Genomic DNA, 15,395 nt, shown 5'->3' with positions numbered 1-15,395 from the left:
CCTAAAAGGACGATCACCTGTCAATGGGGGTGACGAACGTGACTCGACCCGTCCCTAAATCCAGGAAACTCGACTTCTTCATATCCTCTCCTCCCAGGAAGAAGAGTGGGAGGAAGGAGAAGAGGGAGAAGGAAGGAGCGGAGAAACGTAAGAGTGCTCGTAGGGAGGAGAGGAAGAAAGAGCCCACCAAAGCGGTCGGTCCTAGCGGGGCTGAGTTCAAAGTCAAAGCGACGGACGATGACGTTTACTATTCGTCTCTGGCGGAGGCCTTCGAGAGACTGGAGCGGATCAGTTCCAGGAAGGCCAAAATAAGCCTGATCGCCCAGTTCCTACGGCAGTGTCCGGAGAACGTCATCGACATTGTTACGCTGTTCCTGGCTAATCAGGTGTTCCCCGGATGGGATTCGAGGGATCTCGGAATCGGATCTAAGCTGATGCGGAAGGTGATCGCGACCGCCACGGGATCTACCGACTCCGAGGTCACGGAGTTGTTCAAGCGGCTCGGTGATCTCGGACTCGCCGCCGAGGAGCTGCTGAAGCGTAGGAAGACGTCGACGCTGCTCGATTCAAGACCACTCATGGTGAGCGAGGTGAGGGAGACCTTCGAGAAGATAGCTGAGGTCGAGGGTGAGGGGGCTGTCAAACGGAAGATGAGGCTGATGATGGGGTTGCTCGCCAAGGCGAAGCCGAAAGAGGCCCGCTACCTGGTTAGGCAGGCACTGAGTGAGCTGCGGACGGGCGTGCGAGAAAGCACCGTGGAGGAAGCCATTGCCCAGGCCTTCGGAGTGAGCAGGAAATTAGTCGAGAGGGCCCACATGCTGTCGAACGACCTGGGACTGGTAGCCAAAGTGGCGATGACGAGTGGTGAAGAGGGTCTCCGTGAAATCGACTTGAGGCCCATGCGACCGATAAAGCCGATGCTGGCGCAAGCGGCGAGGAATGTGAGGGAAGCACTCGCGGAGGTTGGAGGAAAAGGCGCGGTGGAGATCAAGCTGGATGGCGCCCGCGTGCAAGTGCACTCGGACGGAGAGGAAGTACGCGTGTACACCAGGAGGATCGAGGACGTGACCCACGCACTTCCCGACATCGTGGAAGCCGTGAAGGACTGCGTGGACGCGGACGAGTTCATCCTGGAGGGCGAGGCCGTGGCCATCAACCCAGAGACAGGCAAACCGCGACCATTCCAGGAGCTACTACACAGGATCAAGCGGAAGTACGACATCGAGGATGTGCGCAAGGAGATTCCGGTAGAGCTGCACCTTTTCGACTGCCTGTACGTGGACGGCGAATCGTTGGTCGACACTCCGTTCCGAGAGCGTCGACGTCGGCTCGAGGAAATAGTACGCGAGCGCGAGGGAGAGGTAATGCTCGTCGAACAGGTGATCACGGACGACCCAAACGAGGCGGCCGAGATGTTCCATCGAGCCCTGGAGATAGGACACGAGGGAGTCATGGTGAAGGATCTGGATGCTAACTACACCCCGGGCGTCCGCGGCAAGAAGATGTTGAAAGTCAAGCCGGTGCTCGAGACACTGGATTGTGTGGTCATCGGCGGCATTTGGGGTAAGGGCAAGCGGAAGGGGCTCATCGGTTCCTACCTGCTGGCCGTCTGGGACGAGAACAAGGAGAACCTAATGGAGGTGGGTAAGGTCGGAACAGGCGTGGACGACGAGACACTCGAGCGACTGACTAAGATGTTCGAGGACTTGATAGTAGAGGAATCGGGACGCGAGGTCAGGTTCAAGCCTGAGGTGGTCTTCGAGGTGGAGTTCGAGGATATCCAGAAAAGCCCGAAGTACTCATCCGGATTCGCCCTTCGGTTCCCGAGACTGGTGCGCGTGCGCGACGATCTGGGTCCGGAAGACGCAGACACCATCGAGAAAGTCCGGAGGATCTACGAGGAGGTGCTGCGGAAGCACTAGACTATCGACTCCACCAGCCCGGTGAGCGTATCCCAGAAAACCAGGGGTCCTTGGGTGCAGACGGTGTAACTCCTAACCCTAGGTGTGTAAAGCTCGGTGCCGTCGGGACGTACTCGATGCCCCTGAACAGGTCGATCCGAGATTCCCACCAATCCCACCGAAGGGTCCACGGTAATCCAACGACCGTGAACCCAGACCTGAACTTGCGCGTGGAGTACGAACCTCTCACACTCCGATCCCGTTCCCGGAATCACGGTCCCCATATCAGCGGGTTCTATCAGTACGAAGCGAGTCGGGATCCCGTAAAGTCGGCATAAATAGGAGAACATGTACGCGGCGGTTCCACAGGCTCCATGCCATCTGCCCCACAGTTCCAGCTCCGTGAGGGTTCGTCGGAGTACGGGCGGTAAGTATTCCGGAGGTTCCGCCCCTACATCGTATTGCATTGTGTCGGACACGAACAACGCCAGGGTGCGGACCACACTCAACTCGTCCTCGCCCGGTTTCACCCTAGGGAGGATCCGCGGTACCGTAGTTAGAGGCGGGTAAACGAAGATCTTGATGGCCACGAAACCTCCCTGTTGATATGTGACCAAGTCGAACCGATCGCAGTATGGAAGGAGTTTGGGTGGTAACGGAGACCAACCCATACGGGCGCGGACAGCATTCACGTATCTCTCGGCCTCGACGTAGTCGTGGTAGACCACATACGCAGAGACGAGGGCCAGAGATAGGAGTACTAGGGTCCCGGTGGCGATCCCCCTAATCCCACTCCACCCCTTCAATAGGCCTCCGAAACCGCCGACTCCATTTCCACGTCGACTTCAACGCGACGACCTACACCGAGGTCCTTGTACTCCCTAACACGACCGGACCCGACTTGACTCAGGATGAGTCTGGCCGCCACGAATTCCCGCTCGAAGTGCTCGTCGCCCCCGGCTACGACGTGCTCGTGGACCACGCTGACGGAGCGCACCGTGGCTACGACACCATTGACACCCTCCTTGAGCTCTCGCTTGCCGACGGTGGTCACGAAGACTAAATCACCAGGCTGAAGGCGGACGACTGCGTCGAGGTTGTTACCGCTACGTACTATTATCTGAGTGTGTCCTTGTGTGAGGAGTTGCTCGACGACTCGGAAGCTCACCCCAGTAATTGCGAGCATTTTCAACCCGATTCACGACCCCTTAAGTGAAACCACCGCCCTTTAAGGTGCGCGCCCTTTAAGGTGCGAGGTCAAGATGCGAGGAGGTGTCAGATTGCTACACGAACATCCTCTCAGTCGGTTCTGCCTCTTCTTCCTCTATTCGTTGCTGTTCCCGGAGACGGTGTACAGTCTCTTCAACAGCCTTGGCGATGCGCTCCGCTTCCTCCTCGAGCTTCGACACGTCTACACTGAGTCCCAGTGCCTCGTTGAGGGCTTCTACGACCCGAGATGCTGCTTTGGGATCAGGATATGTACCCGGAGTCTCGACGAGAAGGCAGACCGCGTCCAGACCGCGCAAGCTACCCTCTAAGAGCAACGGACCACTGACCCCAGTGATCGTACCTCCCTCGAGTGGCTCCGCGATACCATCGAAAAGCTCGGCGGCTTTATCCGAGGTGGCGGCGTAGTACAGTGAGGGCTCACCCTCGAGGTCGGGCGCTCTGATACCAGCCAAACACACGATGCACTCCACGCCTATCTCCCTGGATAGGTCGGCCACTGACTCCGAGATCTTCTGAACGACTCCGGGACGCATGTCGGCCTGCTCCGAGTAGAAGAAAGATAGGTCGTCTAGCACGAAAACCCCGGCTGATGGGTACACACGGCCCTCGTGCACGATCGCCGCCGTCGGCATGTCCTTGGCTTTCATTACGAAGACAGGTTCGGCCCCACACTCAGTCACCACGTGGCGGATGGCGATTACGCCCACCATCCCTATTCCCGGGTACCCCTCAATCAAGAACTCGCACTCCGGGATCTCATCCGCCAACCGTATGAATTCAACTTCCATCCCAGCTCATCCCCGAGATCGCTCCGATCCCGCGGTCAAAAAGCGTACCGCATGCTCGATATCGTGTTGTATTGAGGTTATAGCACTCTGTCCGTTTCCGAGCACTCCCACAGCCCGACCACGTCGCGCCAGTTTCAAGGCCTTCGAGGCGACCTCGGAAGTCTCTACCCGGGACGCCTCAATTCCGGAGCTCGCGAGCTCCTCGATAACGTCGTCTACGGTCTCCTCTGACAGGCCGGGAAACACGTAAACGCGTTCCACTCCCGCCTCTCGGAGGGCTCGGCCGATTCCTTCGATCCGGTAATCTTCGCCCGGCCTCGGAGTCCCCCAGAAGACGACGTCTAGGGGTCCGTAGTCCTTCAAGACTGCTCTCAGGGCGGAGAGGTTGTCGGTCTTCCCGATGACCAGCCGACCTTCACCAAGCCTGTACTCCATGATGCGCCCGGGAACACCGGTGAAGTCCGAGAGTAATTGGGCCAGCTCCTCGGGTGATTCACCGGTTATCTCGGCGACGGCCAGCAGAGCGGCTTTGGCGTCTAGCCTGTAGAACTCCCCTCGGAGCGGTATGTCGACCTCCACGTCTAACCTATCATAACATCTGGGAGTGCCCTCCATCCTTTCGACTACCTTCCGTTCCTCTCCATCACACTTGACGATCGCCGTCTCTCGAGCCCGATCACAGAAACGGGCCGCACGGGCCGCGTACCGCTCGATCGAACCGTGGTAGTCCAGGTGGTCCAAACCCAGGTTCAAGAAGACTGCGACATCGTACCGTGGAGCTCGGTCGGAGAAATAATCCAGCGTCATGTCACACACTTCACAGACCACGACCTTTGGACGTGCCAACTCGGCTCGCACGTAGAGAGTAGCGTACCCGTCGAATCCCCCTCCGGCGTTTCCACCGACCTCCCGATCGATACCGAGTTTGTCGAGTAGGTAGTTGATCATATGAACTGTAGTTGTTTTGCCGTTGGTTCCGCTGACCACGACGAATTCAGAGGAATCTGGCCATGTGAGGAGCTCCTCGAGTGGCGGAACCCCGACGTTGCGGACTTCTCGGACTATCTCCGCGTCGTTCGGTATACTGGGCGAGAAGTATACGGTGTCACACTCGCAGATTCTGTCGAGGTCGTGATGACCGAGCTCTACCTCGACGTTGGGAAGCCTCTCGAGCGATGAGACGTCGACGTCTTCCCTGATATCGGAGGCGTAGATCTTGAGTCCCAGTTCCGCTAACTTCATCGCGCAGGTACGTCCCTCCACTCCTAGCCCGATGATGGCGATGCTGTCGAAGGGAAGCTCATTCACGCTCATCCTTCCTCAGCTCCCGTTCCAACCTTTCGATACGAGCGAGAGTCTCGTCGATCTTAGCTTCAAGACGGTCGAGGCGCATCAGTATCTCCTCCAGCTTCGCGATCACGACCTCGAGGGGACCTGCTTCTACGAGCTTCCGGAGTTCGTCGTCCAACCCGAAAACCCCATTGTTACGGATACCGTAACGATAACACGTGTGGGCCGGCCGGGATTTGAACCCGGGACCACGGGCTCCGAAGGCCCGCGCTCTGTCCAGACTGAGCTGCCGGCCCGAGCCCGAATCCTAGCCCGACTGGGTCACCTTAAATCTTTCTCCCTAACCACTCGGGCCGGTACGTGCGGACCTCCAATTCGTCAACGCCGACATCCTTCATGAAGTCCCGAATTGTCTCGACGACATCCTCCTCGTCGGTATCGTCTCCCAGGAGGACTTCGACGATGCCTTCCGCCTTGAATACCGTTATGCCGCAGCTACGAAGGACTCTCGAGATCCGCTCTCGAAGGTCCGTTTCCACTCCGGTGAACTCCTTCAGGATGTTCTTGACGAAGGATTCGTCAGGCTCCTTGATCCCGTATTTCTTCAGTATCTCCTCCCGCGATAGTGATTCCGATTCTCTCTCGAGTTCTTCCGTGAAATCGTAGGACTCTACGGCTTCCGGTTCCTCATCGTAAGCTTCTTCGACTTCTCCTACCTCGATCTCGGTTTCCTCCGGGGCTTCCTCTTTCTCGGCACCCTCGAGCTTCTCGGTCTCGAGCTCGATATCGGTTTCGAGTACGGGGACCGGTAGCACCTCATCCAGTTCGATCTCCTTCGGACGTATACCGTGGTATTCGAAGATCATCTCGACGTCCTCTTCCGAGGCTTCGAACACGTCGACGACGGCAGATTGGCCTTTCTCAACTACACTCAAGATCTCCTTCAGGCGTTCTAGCGCTTCCTCTCCTCGCCATCGTTCTCCGGTCCGCACCTCTTCAACTTCAATGTAGACTACCTTACCGTTGAGGACCACGATGAACGCGTCGAGCAGGGCGTCACCGGACCGTGAGGTGATTCTGACAACTCCGGTCCTTAGATCCGCGCTGGCGATCAAGTCAGCCAGTTCTTCGAGGCTCTCAACGTACTTATCCTTCACCACAGGACTGAGGGTCTTCGGCAACATCAAGATCAGTCACCCGGGGGACTGTGGTTGCGTATTTCCGTCAAAGCTCCACTGAAGGCTATCTTGGCGGGTGAACATGCCGTAGTTTACGGGTATCCGGCGGTCGCGGTGGCATTAGATACCTACGTCAGGGTCGTAGCGGAACCCGGGGATGATAGTTTCAGGGTGGAAACCGAGCTTAGCTGCAAGGGGGGCGTAATGGCCGATATCACACGTGATGGAAATGTAAAGGACTTCCGATCCGAGAGCCTGCGCGAGGAACTGACGTACGTGGCCACGGCGGTGCGAAAGGCATCGGAGGAATTCGACGCCCACCCATCCAACCTGAGGATTATGTCGGAGGCCCCTGCAGCGAGTGGTCTAGGAACATCGGCCGCGATCACAGCGGCAGTTCTACTCGCACTAGCTGAGGTGTCGAACGTAGATGTTTCCAGGGAAGAGATACGGAAACTAGTCCGTGAGGTGGAGCTAGAAGTGCAGGGGAAGGCGAGTTGGACCGACGCTACGGTGGTCACGTACGGCGGGTTCGTGAGAGTTTCAGGACAGGAGTTCAAACCAATCGAACCGGAGCGTGACCCCGTGTTGGTCGTGGCGCATTCCCAGGAACCCAGCCGTACGGGTGAGATGGTGCGTCGAGTGGCTGAGTTCCGCGAGAGGTTGGATATCGTCGACGGAATCATGAAGCTGATAGGGAAACTCGTCGAGGATCTAGAAGTAGCACTACACGATGGAGACCTAAGGACTGTAGGGGAACTCATGAACGTCAATCATGGGTTGTTGGCGGCCCTGAACGTCTCTACACGTGCCCTAGAGGAGATCGTGAACGTGCTCAGGAACGCGGGTGCCTTGGGGGCGAAGGTTACCGGCGCCGGAGGAGGAGGATGCGCGGTCGCGTTATTCGAGAGGGAGGAGGACGCGAAACGTGCCGTCGAAACGCTCAGCGCCTTAGGTTACGAGGCGTTCGTCACTCGTCCGAGCCCTTGCGGTGTGAAAACCGAGGGCTCGGAATCTTAGCCAGCAACGCTTTCATCTTCTTGAACGCGACCTCGGCGATCATCGTCCCGGTTACGCGGACGGCGTCGATGCCGTCCTCTTTCAGCCGTCGGATGAGATACCTGGGACGGAGGTAGAACCCGATCATGGCGCGCTTTTGGTACTTTTTCACATCCTCGAGAGACAATTCGGTCGTCCTAACCACTGGATCCATGAGGGTATACTTGTCCCACGACTCTTCCTCGATGAGCCCCTTCTCCACAGCCTCTTTGTAGAACTTAGTGCCGGGATATGGCGTCGCGACGGACACTACGGCGTAATCAGGGTCTATTTCTTTCAGGAACTTTATCGTCTGCCGGGCGCTCCTGTGGGTCTCTCCTGGTAAGCCGATCACGGCCGACGCCACAGTTACTATACCGAACTCGCGACAGAGTTGGAACGCCTTTTTCGTCTGCTCGACCGTGAATCCCTTACCTACGTTGTCCAGAACCTCCTGGCTGCCCGACTCAACTCCGAAGAACAGTACCGAGCATCCCGCCTCGCGCATGAGTTCAAGCAGCTCCCTGTCGATGGTGTCGACACGCGCGGCACAGCCCCAGGTTACGTCCAAACCGCTTTCCACGATGAGCCGACATATCTCCTCAACACGCCGCCGATCGTACGTGAATGTGTCATCGACGAAGGCTATGATGTTCGATCCGTAGTTCTCATGGACATGCGCCATCTCGGAGACCACACGCTCGGCCGAGTGCATCCGGAGTTTGTGGCCGTGCATCGCTGAAGAAGCGCAGAAGTCACATCCTACGGGACAACCTCTGCTCGATATCATCGTGGTGGCGGTGGTTTTAGCCCCGAAGAAAGTGTACTTGTCCATGGGAAGCAGGTGGCGCGCGGGGAACGGTAGTGCGTCGAGATCGCGAATGAGGGGCCGGTCAGGGGCTCTAATTATGTCTTCCTCCTCACGATACGTGATCCCAAGTACCTCCGAGAGCGTTTTTACGCCGTCGATGAACACCTTCGCCAGATCCAGGAGCGTGAATTCGCCCTCACGCCGTACCACAACGTCGACGTAGGGGCACTCCTTAAGGCACTTAACATCCATGAAAGTGGGATGATAACCACCAAGGCATACGATGGCATCCTCTAGTTCTTCCTTGACTATCTTGGCTGCCTGGTAAGCTTGGTGAATGATCGGTGTCGTGGCCATGATAGACACAATTCTAGGACGGAGCTTCCGCACGGCTCGTCTCAGGTCCTCGAAGGACATGTCCAGTGGGGGACAATCGAGGATTCTAACCGTGTATCCCGCCTCCTCGAGCACCGCGGCGATGTAGGCTAGTCCCAGCGGAGGCGCTGTAATTCCCAAGAATCGTTGGTACTTAGTCGTGACATCGGGGGGGTTGATCAAGAGGACATCGATCATGTTGAGATCACCTCCATCCGGGGGGTACAGACCTCGCCTCGCAGGACCGGGATGGAATTGACCAGGGAGTGTGCCCCCGAGCTCAAAAGTGGACGCGTGAAGGAGATTTATAAAACCTTAAAAGAAATGGCCGAACACGTCCCTCTGAAGGAGTATTCGGAAGCTAGATGCTCGCTGATGGTGTGGGTACGTGCCGAGGAGAAGCTTCCCACCAATCGCATAGTGCAGTACGTGACATCCGATACCAGGTACACGTTCGAAGTTACCGTACGCCAGGCGGACTCCACGTCTCTCCCACGGATCGTAGAAGTGATCCTCGAAAGGCACGAGGCACGCTCACGAGGGCCGCTGGACGAGCTTAAGGTTCGTGGATCAGCCTCGATCGATGAACCCGTGAAACGACGGGGACGGTCGCTGGTTGACGTCCTAAAAATCGCCTTGTGCCACTTGAGGGAGTACGATGAAGAGCGGGACTGGAACGTGCGAAAGGTCACGAACAAGTTCCGGGAGATAGTCCGGAGGATCACTTCTTCAGGACCTGATGAGCCCGGTATACTGGAAATGGAGGATAGCAAGGTGGGCACGGAGTATGACGGTCTTTTCGAGTACTGGGTTGCGCTGAAATCGGGTTCAATAGCTTTATCCGCAGTGAGAAGGGTGCTGGAGGTGGACAGGAAACTGTCCCTATACGGCGTACACGTCGAGGTGCCCGATGCTAGGTGGTGATTACTTCAGCGGCACGAACAACGAGCTCCGTGTAGCACCAATTCCTGGATCTCCGTGCTCGACAGTCTTCCTGGTCTTGGCGAACTCACCAAGGTAGTGGCCGATCATCTCCGGCTCGATTTTCACCTCTTTGAACTCCTTTCCGTTGTACACCGCAATGGTCAGTCCTACCATCTCGGGCAGGATGATCATATCCCGGCAGTGGGTCCGGATCACCGGGGGCTTCTTACCGAGCCTAAGGAGCCTCCTAGCTCGCCGGACTTTGCGTAGCAGCTTCTTGTGTCTGGAAGGCAAGCCGCGTTTCAGTGAGCGACGCTGGCGTGCGGGGAGTAGCTCAATGAACTCCTCGATGGGCATCTTCATCAGCTCATCCAGGGTGTAGCCACGGTACCTGAACTCAACCCACTCCTTCTCCCACCAGTCCGGTATGTCATCCTTCGAACGTTCCTCCGCCATCGGTGATTCTCCCCCTTGTTCAGACCAAGGTCCCTACGAAGATGTTGTGCTTGTCCCTCGTCACTCTCACCCGGACGCGGTCTCCCACATTTAATATCTTGGCGGAGTCCGGGATGGCGATAACGCGATCGGCCGCTCGGGCTATCATCTCACCCCGTAACCGTCCTTCCAACACTATTTCCGCTCTGATCACGTCTCCCCGTCGGAACGGTTTCGGTAGTGATTTCCTGGGCTCGGTCCCGAAGTGTTCTGGTTTGAGCACCAGTGGGCGAACTCCCGTCCTGCTTTCAAGTTCTCTGAGCCACCTGTGGAACTCTTTCATCGGTACAATCCGACGCAGGAACTTAGGTCGTCGGCCGAACCTATACTCTAAGTAGTTCTGGATTCCGAGTGGCGGCCACCGCTTCCCCGCACCTATTTTCGTCGCCCACTTGATGATTTCAACGATGTCGTCGTCGTTATAGCCCGGCAACCACAGCGGCGCTACCAGTACGTCGGCCTCGGTCTCTTGGGCTATGTACTCGACCACCTTCTTCACATGCTCGACGTCGTAGTCCTTCCGACCCGCCATGGCCCGAGCCTTTTTCGGATCGAGCGAGTTAACGCTCACGTTGAACCTGTCGATTCCAGCCTCGACAAGCTCGTCCACCAGGTCTTCGCTCAGAGGTACGGCGTTAGTCTGTATGGAGACGATGACGACATTCGGGTGCTCTTTGAGAGCTTGGACCACATCGGGTAGGAAAGGGTACAGCGTGGGTTCACCTTGACCGTCGAGGTGTGCTTCGAGCCCCTGACCTTTGAACTCGGCTACGACGTCGAACCACTCCATCAAGTAGTCGGGATCCACCATGAAATCACGCCAACGCGTGCGGGAGATCGGCCCTTCGTCTACGCTGCAGTATATACAGCATAGATTGCACCCGGAGAGCGGGCGCACCTGTATTACATTGGTTCCACGGTCGATGATACCGAAAGCCGTGTGACCTATCAGCGGAATACCCGTGGTCTCGGTGATGTAATACACCCTACGACCCGTGTAGGCGTTCTTCCCGGACTCGCCGGCGAGTCCGGATATGAGATCGGTTAAAACGCCGACCAACACCTCACGGGGTACCGGAGCAGCTACACGAGTGTCGTGCAGGGTGACCGGCACCGTGCGCCGCTCACGTTTGGAGATTACGGAGGCTACCATTCTGTGAAATTCTTCGGGTTCCACCTCAAACTCGATCAGCCTGTAGAGTCTGAACCGTAAGTAGCCGGAGTGTCGATCGACTTCTAGATCTGGATGTAGGTTGTTCAGATCGACTTCAGCGGACCCTGCCGGCGTACTTGTCTTCAAGTCCCTTGACCGCCCGCATGAACGCCTTTACCGCGGCTTCCGCGCGTCGTAGCTCCGCCATACATTCCTTCAGCTTCAGATCGGAGGTTGCCGGATCCTTCAGCACGTAGACCGCGAATTCGGCGTCTTCCTTCTTCCATTTCAATGACTGAATCTCTAGGGAGGCTTTAGCGCGAATTTTCTCGACTTGGTGGAGGTCGGTACTCGAGATCGGGTACAAGTCACGTAGTGCCTGTAGCTTCTGATTAGCTTGATCGAACTCCGTCTTGAGCACTTGATACTTTTCATTGATCTCCGCCAGTTGTCCCCTGTAGTTACCGAAAAGCAGCACTTGAGCCTGGTAGCTGTATTGGCCTAGAGCTTCGAGTCCTAGCGCGGCGATCAGAATGATGAGGAGTACGGAGCCTACGTACAGCGCTGCCCCCCAGACCCTGATCACGCGTCGTAGCCGGAGTGCAATATCTTCACGCGATGCGCTCACCCCCGCACCGGCCATCGTTCCATCACAGTTCTATCCCATGTCGGGTACTCACGGATGATCCAAGCCCTGATCTCACATCGAGAGGCCTCCTCCAAATCCGAAAGTACGTCGGCGAGCTCGTCGACGACGAACGGCTTCGTCTCTACTCGGTTCCCATCCACATGCACCCATTCTTCGGGCACCTCGAGGATGTTGATCAGTACGTTGGCGAGATCCTCCGGATCGCCTGATACTACCTCGAAAATCCCCTTCACTATGAGTCCCTCCTCATCGATCTCTTCGTGGTCACGTGCCACGTTCTTCGCCATTCTCTTGATCCTTTCCCGGAACTGGATGGAGTCCTTTACCTCGGAAGGACAGTAATGGAGGGTGATGCCGACGTTGTTAGCAACCTCCGACAGCGCAGTGAGGGCAGTCCTCTCGCTCCCGGCGACAGCGTCGGACATATCGTCATCTACGCGCTCGAACCCACGTCTTCTGAGCTCTTCGGCATTGGACTCGGTGAATTCCAGCTCGTTGACGTTGAGGAATTCGAACCCGTACTCGTCCGCTAGTTTAGCCACCTCCTGGATCCAGTCTTCTTCCCCAGGGATGGCGGGCATCTCGAACCCCAGATCCATCCCGGAGTCCTCCAGGACCTCGGCCGCACGCCTGTTGACTATCGAGTCTGAAGATGGATGCACGCGCAGCTCGTCCAGTCCCGCTCCATCTAGTTCTTCAACTGCCCCTTCCCTGACGGACTCCGCAGGTACGTAAAGGTGGATGTGGAAATCGTCGCCGAACTCGTCTTTGAGCGTGCGAATGACGTCGACGGTCCTCTCGAAACGCATTAACGGATCGCCGCCGGTGAGACTCGCTCCCTCAGCGTTCATCAATTCCGCTTCTTCAATTAGATCACGTTCAGATCGTATCGGACGCTCGTTGGCGAAGGAAACGTCGCTCCCTTTCTTCCTCGGCGATACAGGGCAGTACCAACACCCACGGTCACACACCCCGGTCACGAATACCACCAGCTTAGCTCCGCACACGCAGAGCCTACAACCCTTCGGGAAGGCACCAAGGACCACGTTTCCGGTGTCTAGTCTTCGGAAGCCTCGAGGCAGCCTCGGATCAGCCTCGAAATCCGATCCACCCCCACGGCCGCGATGAGGGTGCCAGCGCGTGGACCTCGGTCCTTCCCGATCACGACATTGTAGAACACTCTGAAGGCGTCCGCGGGGCGTAATCTGACGGTACGGGCGGCCTCGAACACAGCCCGCTGTAATGTTTCCGGATCTTCTTTAGTTGTTTCCGATTCTAACCGGCGGGCCAGGTCCTCGAGGAACTCCCGCTCCCGGTCTGACAGCTTCACGGGTTCCGGTTCATCCCGAACCCTGAACCTGGCCTCTTCCGGGGCGTACTTATCCACCCATCGCGAGGCCTTCTCGAGTCTCTCACGGAGCCACTCCCGACCGAAGTCCTCTGGCTCAGATTCGAGGTGTCCGGTCCTCCGGAATATCTCCAGCGCTCGTTCGAACTCTTCCTCCGAGACGTCGTCCTCGATACCCACCACCTGAGCCACGACGGCGCAGAACCGGAACGGTACGTGGGGTGGACATTCCTCCGGGATCCTATCGACTCGGGAGAGCTCGTATATACGCCGCTCCCTCTCGTCGGATTCACCGGTGAAATACCGCTTCTCTAACTCATCGTAGTCGTCCACCGCCTGCAAAAGACCGAACCGTAAGTCCAGGTCGAGATGTTTCAGCGGTTTGCCGCGCAGGACGAGGTAGCGGAGTACCTCGCGATGGCATACTTCACCCCAATCGGACAGGGTCACGTAATGCCCCTTGGAGGAGGACATCGCCTTGCCGTCGAGCGTGATCCACTCGTAGGGTACCGGTACCGGGGCTGGGAACCCGAAGAACTCCTCGGCGATCGCCGATCCCACCTCGTACGAACCTCCGGCCACGTAGTGATCCTTGCCAAAGGGTTCACAGGCGACACCCAGGTAAACCCAGCGGGTCGGCCACTCGATCCTCCATCCGAGCTTGCCCGGTGGGATCTCAAACCCGTTGACCTCGATCGGCTTCTTAAGGTCGAGCTCTCCACGGTGTCCACATCCCTCCAGAACGGCGTCCCCTATCTCATGCTGCCCTTCGCAGACGTATTCGACGCGCCAACCGTCTACGTCGACCACCCTAGTGGTAGCGATGCGACCGCACTCCTCGCAGACTGGCATGTAGACCCGCGCATCCTCCAGTCCGAAACGTTCGAGAACGCTCGCGAGCCTCCTACCGCCGCCATAGTAATCGTTCACGACCTCTCGGACCAGCTTTGCGAAGCTGCTGTCTGTGTACAGTTCAGCCGACGATATCCAATCAACCTCCACACCGAACTCACGAAGCTCCTCCACGAAGTTACGAGCCCAGCGGTCGGAATAGGGTTCGTCGCCGACTGGAATTGCCTTGTATGGCATACCGAGATAATCCTCCGAGAGTTTACCGTCGAGGTCACGTGGGATGCGACGTAGAGGATCCACATCGTCGGAAACCCATACGACCCGAACATCTTCATGGTAACGCTCTCGCAGGACTCGGGCCACGGCGTCTGCGGTGAGAACGTCTCGGGCATTTCCTACATGAAGACGTCCGGATGTCGAGGCCCCGCTGGCCACGACTATCTCGTCTTGGAGTTCGTCAGCGTGCTCCTGACAGTGCTCGATAACTTCCCGCGCCTTAATCTCCGACCAGTGTTCCTTAGTCAAGCGACAGCTCCCCAGTGGGCTTGTTCACTCGAGGTCGATAAATAACGGAGCGGGTGTGTCGACGCCTTTCCCGCCGGTAACTTCGGGGGGCCGATCTCGTGCTGACGAGGATTCTCCAGGCGATGGGCGTGGGATCTGAGGAGATCACGGTTTATGACAAGGGGTGGGAGCAGTATCGTCCCCTAGTATACTGCGCCAACTCCATCTTGGCGAGGGAGGAAGGGGAACTTGTCGTGGGAATTCGACCGTTGTTCGAGGATGAGGCGGGTAACGTGACGTACGTCCGTGCCGAAGTTACTACGGTGAACGCTCAGGGTGACGTGAAGAGACGAGAAATTGTTGTCATTCAGTTCGCTGACTCTGGAGAAGTACACGTGTCATGGGGAAAGAACAGAAGGGTTTTGACGTTTCGTCGCAAGAACTCTACAGGTAGCCCATCCTCGCACGCTCCAGGTTCCACTCGGCTTTAGCCGCATCCGGGTGGTCCTTGTTCACTTCGATTTCGCCGCCACATACTGCGCACTTAAGTCGTAGATGCTTGTATTTCCTGCCGCAGTCGGAGCACTGGTAAGGACCTTCATCCTCCGGTAGTTCCATATCTTTTGCGATCTTCTCGGCGATTTCCTCGCCCTCCTCGGTAAGGCGACGTCCTTCCATGTGCTCGAACTCCACGAGTCCCTTCTCTTCGAGCGCGTTCAGGGCTCTAGAGACCTTTGTCTTGTCCATGTGTACGACCGGAGCCAGTTTCTTCACTCCAGCGGGACCACCGTCGAATTCCTCGTATAGCGCCAATAATACCAGCTTCTCGCGGTACGTGAGGTCATCAGTGCTAACCATA

The 15,395-nt window shown here is 57.3% G+C and carries 17 protein-coding genes and 1 tRNA gene; 4 read left to right on the top strand and 14 right to left on the bottom strand.

Translation table 11 applies throughout. The annotated features are described in order from the left end of the window. Positions 1–38 precede the first annotated feature (38 nt). Positions 39–1,922 carry an ATP-dependent DNA ligase gene (locus BW919_RS05960; RefSeq protein ID WP_232452867.1) on the top strand — a complete coding sequence of 628 codons (1,884 nt, stop codon included), beginning with the start codon at positions 39–41 and terminating at the stop codon, positions 1,920–1,922. Here BW919_RS05960 and BW919_RS05955 read toward each other — a convergent pair. The 7 genes from BW919_RS05955 to BW919_RS05930 form a co-directional block, all read right to left on the bottom strand. After that, the gene (locus tag BW919_RS05955; RefSeq protein ID WP_088336112.1) at positions 1,919–2,707 is read right to left on the bottom strand and encodes a transglutaminase-like domain-containing protein; all 789 of its coding nucleotides are present in this window, start codon (positions 2,705–2,707) and stop codon (positions 1,919–1,921) included. The genes BW919_RS05960 and BW919_RS05955 overlap by 4 nt on opposite strands. Further along, positions 2,704–3,087, bottom strand: coding sequence for a DUF473 family protein (locus BW919_RS05950; protein WP_232452967.1), 384 nt, complete (start codon positions 3,085–3,087; stop codon positions 2,704–2,706). Before BW919_RS05950 ends, BW919_RS05955 begins: the two co-directional genes overlap by 4 nt. A 97-nt stretch (positions 3,088–3,184) precedes the next feature. Beyond that, the gene (locus BW919_RS05945) at positions 3,185–3,919 is read right to left on the bottom strand and encodes a proteasome assembly chaperone family protein (RefSeq protein WP_088336110.1); all 735 of its coding nucleotides are present in this window, start codon (positions 3,917–3,919) and stop codon (positions 3,185–3,187) included. Between the two features lie 6 nt (positions 3,920–3,925). Beyond that, entirely contained in the window at positions 3,926–5,227 is a 1,302-nt protein-coding gene (locus tag BW919_RS05940; RefSeq protein WP_157666111.1) for a Mur ligase family protein, read from the bottom strand. Beyond that, positions 5,220–5,387, bottom strand: a complete 168-nt coding sequence (locus BW919_RS07920) for a hypothetical protein (protein ID WP_157666110.1) — start codon at positions 5,385–5,387, stop codon at positions 5,220–5,222. Before BW919_RS07920 ends, BW919_RS05940 begins: the two co-directional genes overlap by 8 nt. 43 nt (positions 5,388–5,430) lie before the next feature. Next, positions 5,431–5,505 (bottom strand) — tRNA-Arg (locus BW919_RS05935). Between the two features lie 30 nt (positions 5,506–5,535). After that, on the bottom strand, positions 5,536–6,393 hold the full coding sequence (locus BW919_RS05930) for a DUF2226 domain-containing protein (protein WP_232452966.1): 858 nt from the start codon (positions 6,391–6,393) through the stop codon (positions 5,536–5,538). A gap of 27 nt (positions 6,394–6,420) precedes the next feature. Between BW919_RS05930 and mvk the strand changes: the two genes are divergently transcribed. After that, positions 6,421–7,407 (top strand): mevalonate kinase, encoded by a 987-nt coding sequence (gene mvk, locus BW919_RS05925; RefSeq protein WP_157666109.1) that lies wholly within the window; start codon positions 6,421–6,423, stop codon positions 7,405–7,407. Here mvk and BW919_RS05920 read toward each other — a convergent pair. Beyond that, positions 7,358–8,809 (bottom strand): B12-binding domain-containing radical SAM protein, encoded by a 1,452-nt coding sequence (locus BW919_RS05920; RefSeq protein WP_088336106.1) that lies wholly within the window; start codon positions 8,807–8,809, stop codon positions 7,358–7,360. The two genes, mvk and BW919_RS05920, sit on opposite strands and share 50 nt — an antisense overlap. A 57-nt stretch (positions 8,810–8,866) precedes the next feature. Between BW919_RS05920 and BW919_RS05915 the strand changes: the two genes are divergently transcribed. Then, positions 8,867–9,535: a hypothetical protein gene (locus BW919_RS05915; protein WP_157666108.1), complete on the top strand. Its 669-nt coding sequence runs from the start codon at positions 8,867–8,869 to the stop codon at positions 9,533–9,535. Here the strand turns inward: BW919_RS05915 and BW919_RS05910 are convergent, their stop codons facing one another. Genes BW919_RS05910 through lysS form a run of 5 tightly spaced genes read right to left on the bottom strand, consistent with a single transcriptional unit; the run spans position 9,536 to position 14,557 of the window. Further along, positions 9,536–9,991: a 30S ribosomal protein S19 gene (locus BW919_RS05910; protein ID WP_088336104.1), complete on the bottom strand. Its 456-nt coding sequence runs from the start codon at positions 9,989–9,991 to the stop codon at positions 9,536–9,538. It lies immediately after the preceding gene. Between the two features lie 19 nt (positions 9,992–10,010). Continuing rightward, positions 10,011–11,330, bottom strand: a complete 1,320-nt coding sequence (locus BW919_RS05905) for a radical SAM protein (protein ID WP_232452866.1) — start codon at positions 11,328–11,330, stop codon at positions 10,011–10,013. Further along, a complete protein-coding gene (locus BW919_RS05900; protein ID WP_157666107.1) occupies positions 11,299–11,811 on the bottom strand; it encodes a hypothetical protein in 513 nt (170 codons plus the stop codon). Before BW919_RS05900 ends, BW919_RS05905 begins: the two co-directional genes overlap by 32 nt. Beyond that, positions 11,808–12,839: a radical SAM protein gene (locus BW919_RS05895; protein WP_157666106.1), complete on the bottom strand. Its 1,032-nt coding sequence runs from the start codon at positions 12,837–12,839 to the stop codon at positions 11,808–11,810. The genes BW919_RS05900 and BW919_RS05895 overlap by 4 nt, the downstream gene beginning before the upstream one ends. A 50-nt stretch (positions 12,840–12,889) precedes the next feature. Then, positions 12,890–14,557, bottom strand: coding sequence for a lysine--tRNA ligase (gene lysS / locus BW919_RS05890; protein WP_157666105.1), 1,668 nt, complete (start codon positions 14,555–14,557; stop codon positions 12,890–12,892). Positions 14,558–14,655: 98 nt separating this feature from the next. On the opposite strand from lysS, the gene BW919_RS05885 reads away from it, so the two are divergent. After that, entirely contained in the window at positions 14,656–15,027 is a 372-nt protein-coding gene (locus tag BW919_RS05885; protein WP_088336100.1) for a hypothetical protein, read from the top strand. On the opposite strand, the gene BW919_RS05880 is transcribed toward BW919_RS05885, so the two are convergent. After that, entirely contained in the window at positions 14,981–15,394 is a 414-nt protein-coding gene (locus BW919_RS05880) for a MarR family transcriptional regulator (protein WP_157666104.1), read from the bottom strand. The genes BW919_RS05885 and BW919_RS05880 overlap by 47 nt on opposite strands. Between the last annotated feature and the right edge of the window lies 1 nt (position 15,395).

The sequence above is a fragment of the Methanopyrus sp. KOL6 genome (assembly GCF_002201915.1).
Classification (GTDB): domain Archaea; phylum JAADCQ01; class Methanopyri; order Methanopyrales; family Methanopyraceae; genus Methanopyrus.
The sequence above is the reverse complement of the archived record's forward strand: the minus strand, read 5'-3'. Positions and strand labels throughout refer to the sequence as shown.

What these genes read in the sequence shown, in the direction of transcription:
- BW919_RS05950 (WP_232452967.1), bottom strand. Translation starts at nt 3,087, where the DNA reads ATGCTCGCAATTACTGGGGTGAGCTTCCGAGTCGTCGAGCAACTCCTC.
- BW919_RS05945 (WP_088336110.1), bottom strand. Translation starts at nt 3,919, where the DNA reads ATGGAAGTTGAATTCATACGGTTGGCGGATGAGATCCCGGAGTGCGAG.
- BW919_RS05930 (WP_232452966.1), bottom strand. Translation starts at nt 6,393, where the DNA reads ATGTTGCCGAAGACCCTCAGTCCTGTGGTGAAGGATAAGTACGTTGAG.
- BW919_RS05920 (WP_088336106.1), bottom strand. Translation starts at nt 8,809, where the DNA reads ATGATCGATGTCCTCTTGATCAACCCCCCCGATGTCACGACTAAGTAC.
- BW919_RS05910 (WP_088336104.1), bottom strand. Translation starts at nt 9,991, where the DNA reads ATGGCGGAGGAACGTTCGAAGGATGACATACCGGACTGGTGGGAGAAG.
- BW919_RS05880 (WP_157666104.1), bottom strand. Translation starts at nt 15,394, where the DNA reads ATGGTTAGCACTGATGACCTCACGTACCGCGAGAAGCTGGTATTATTG.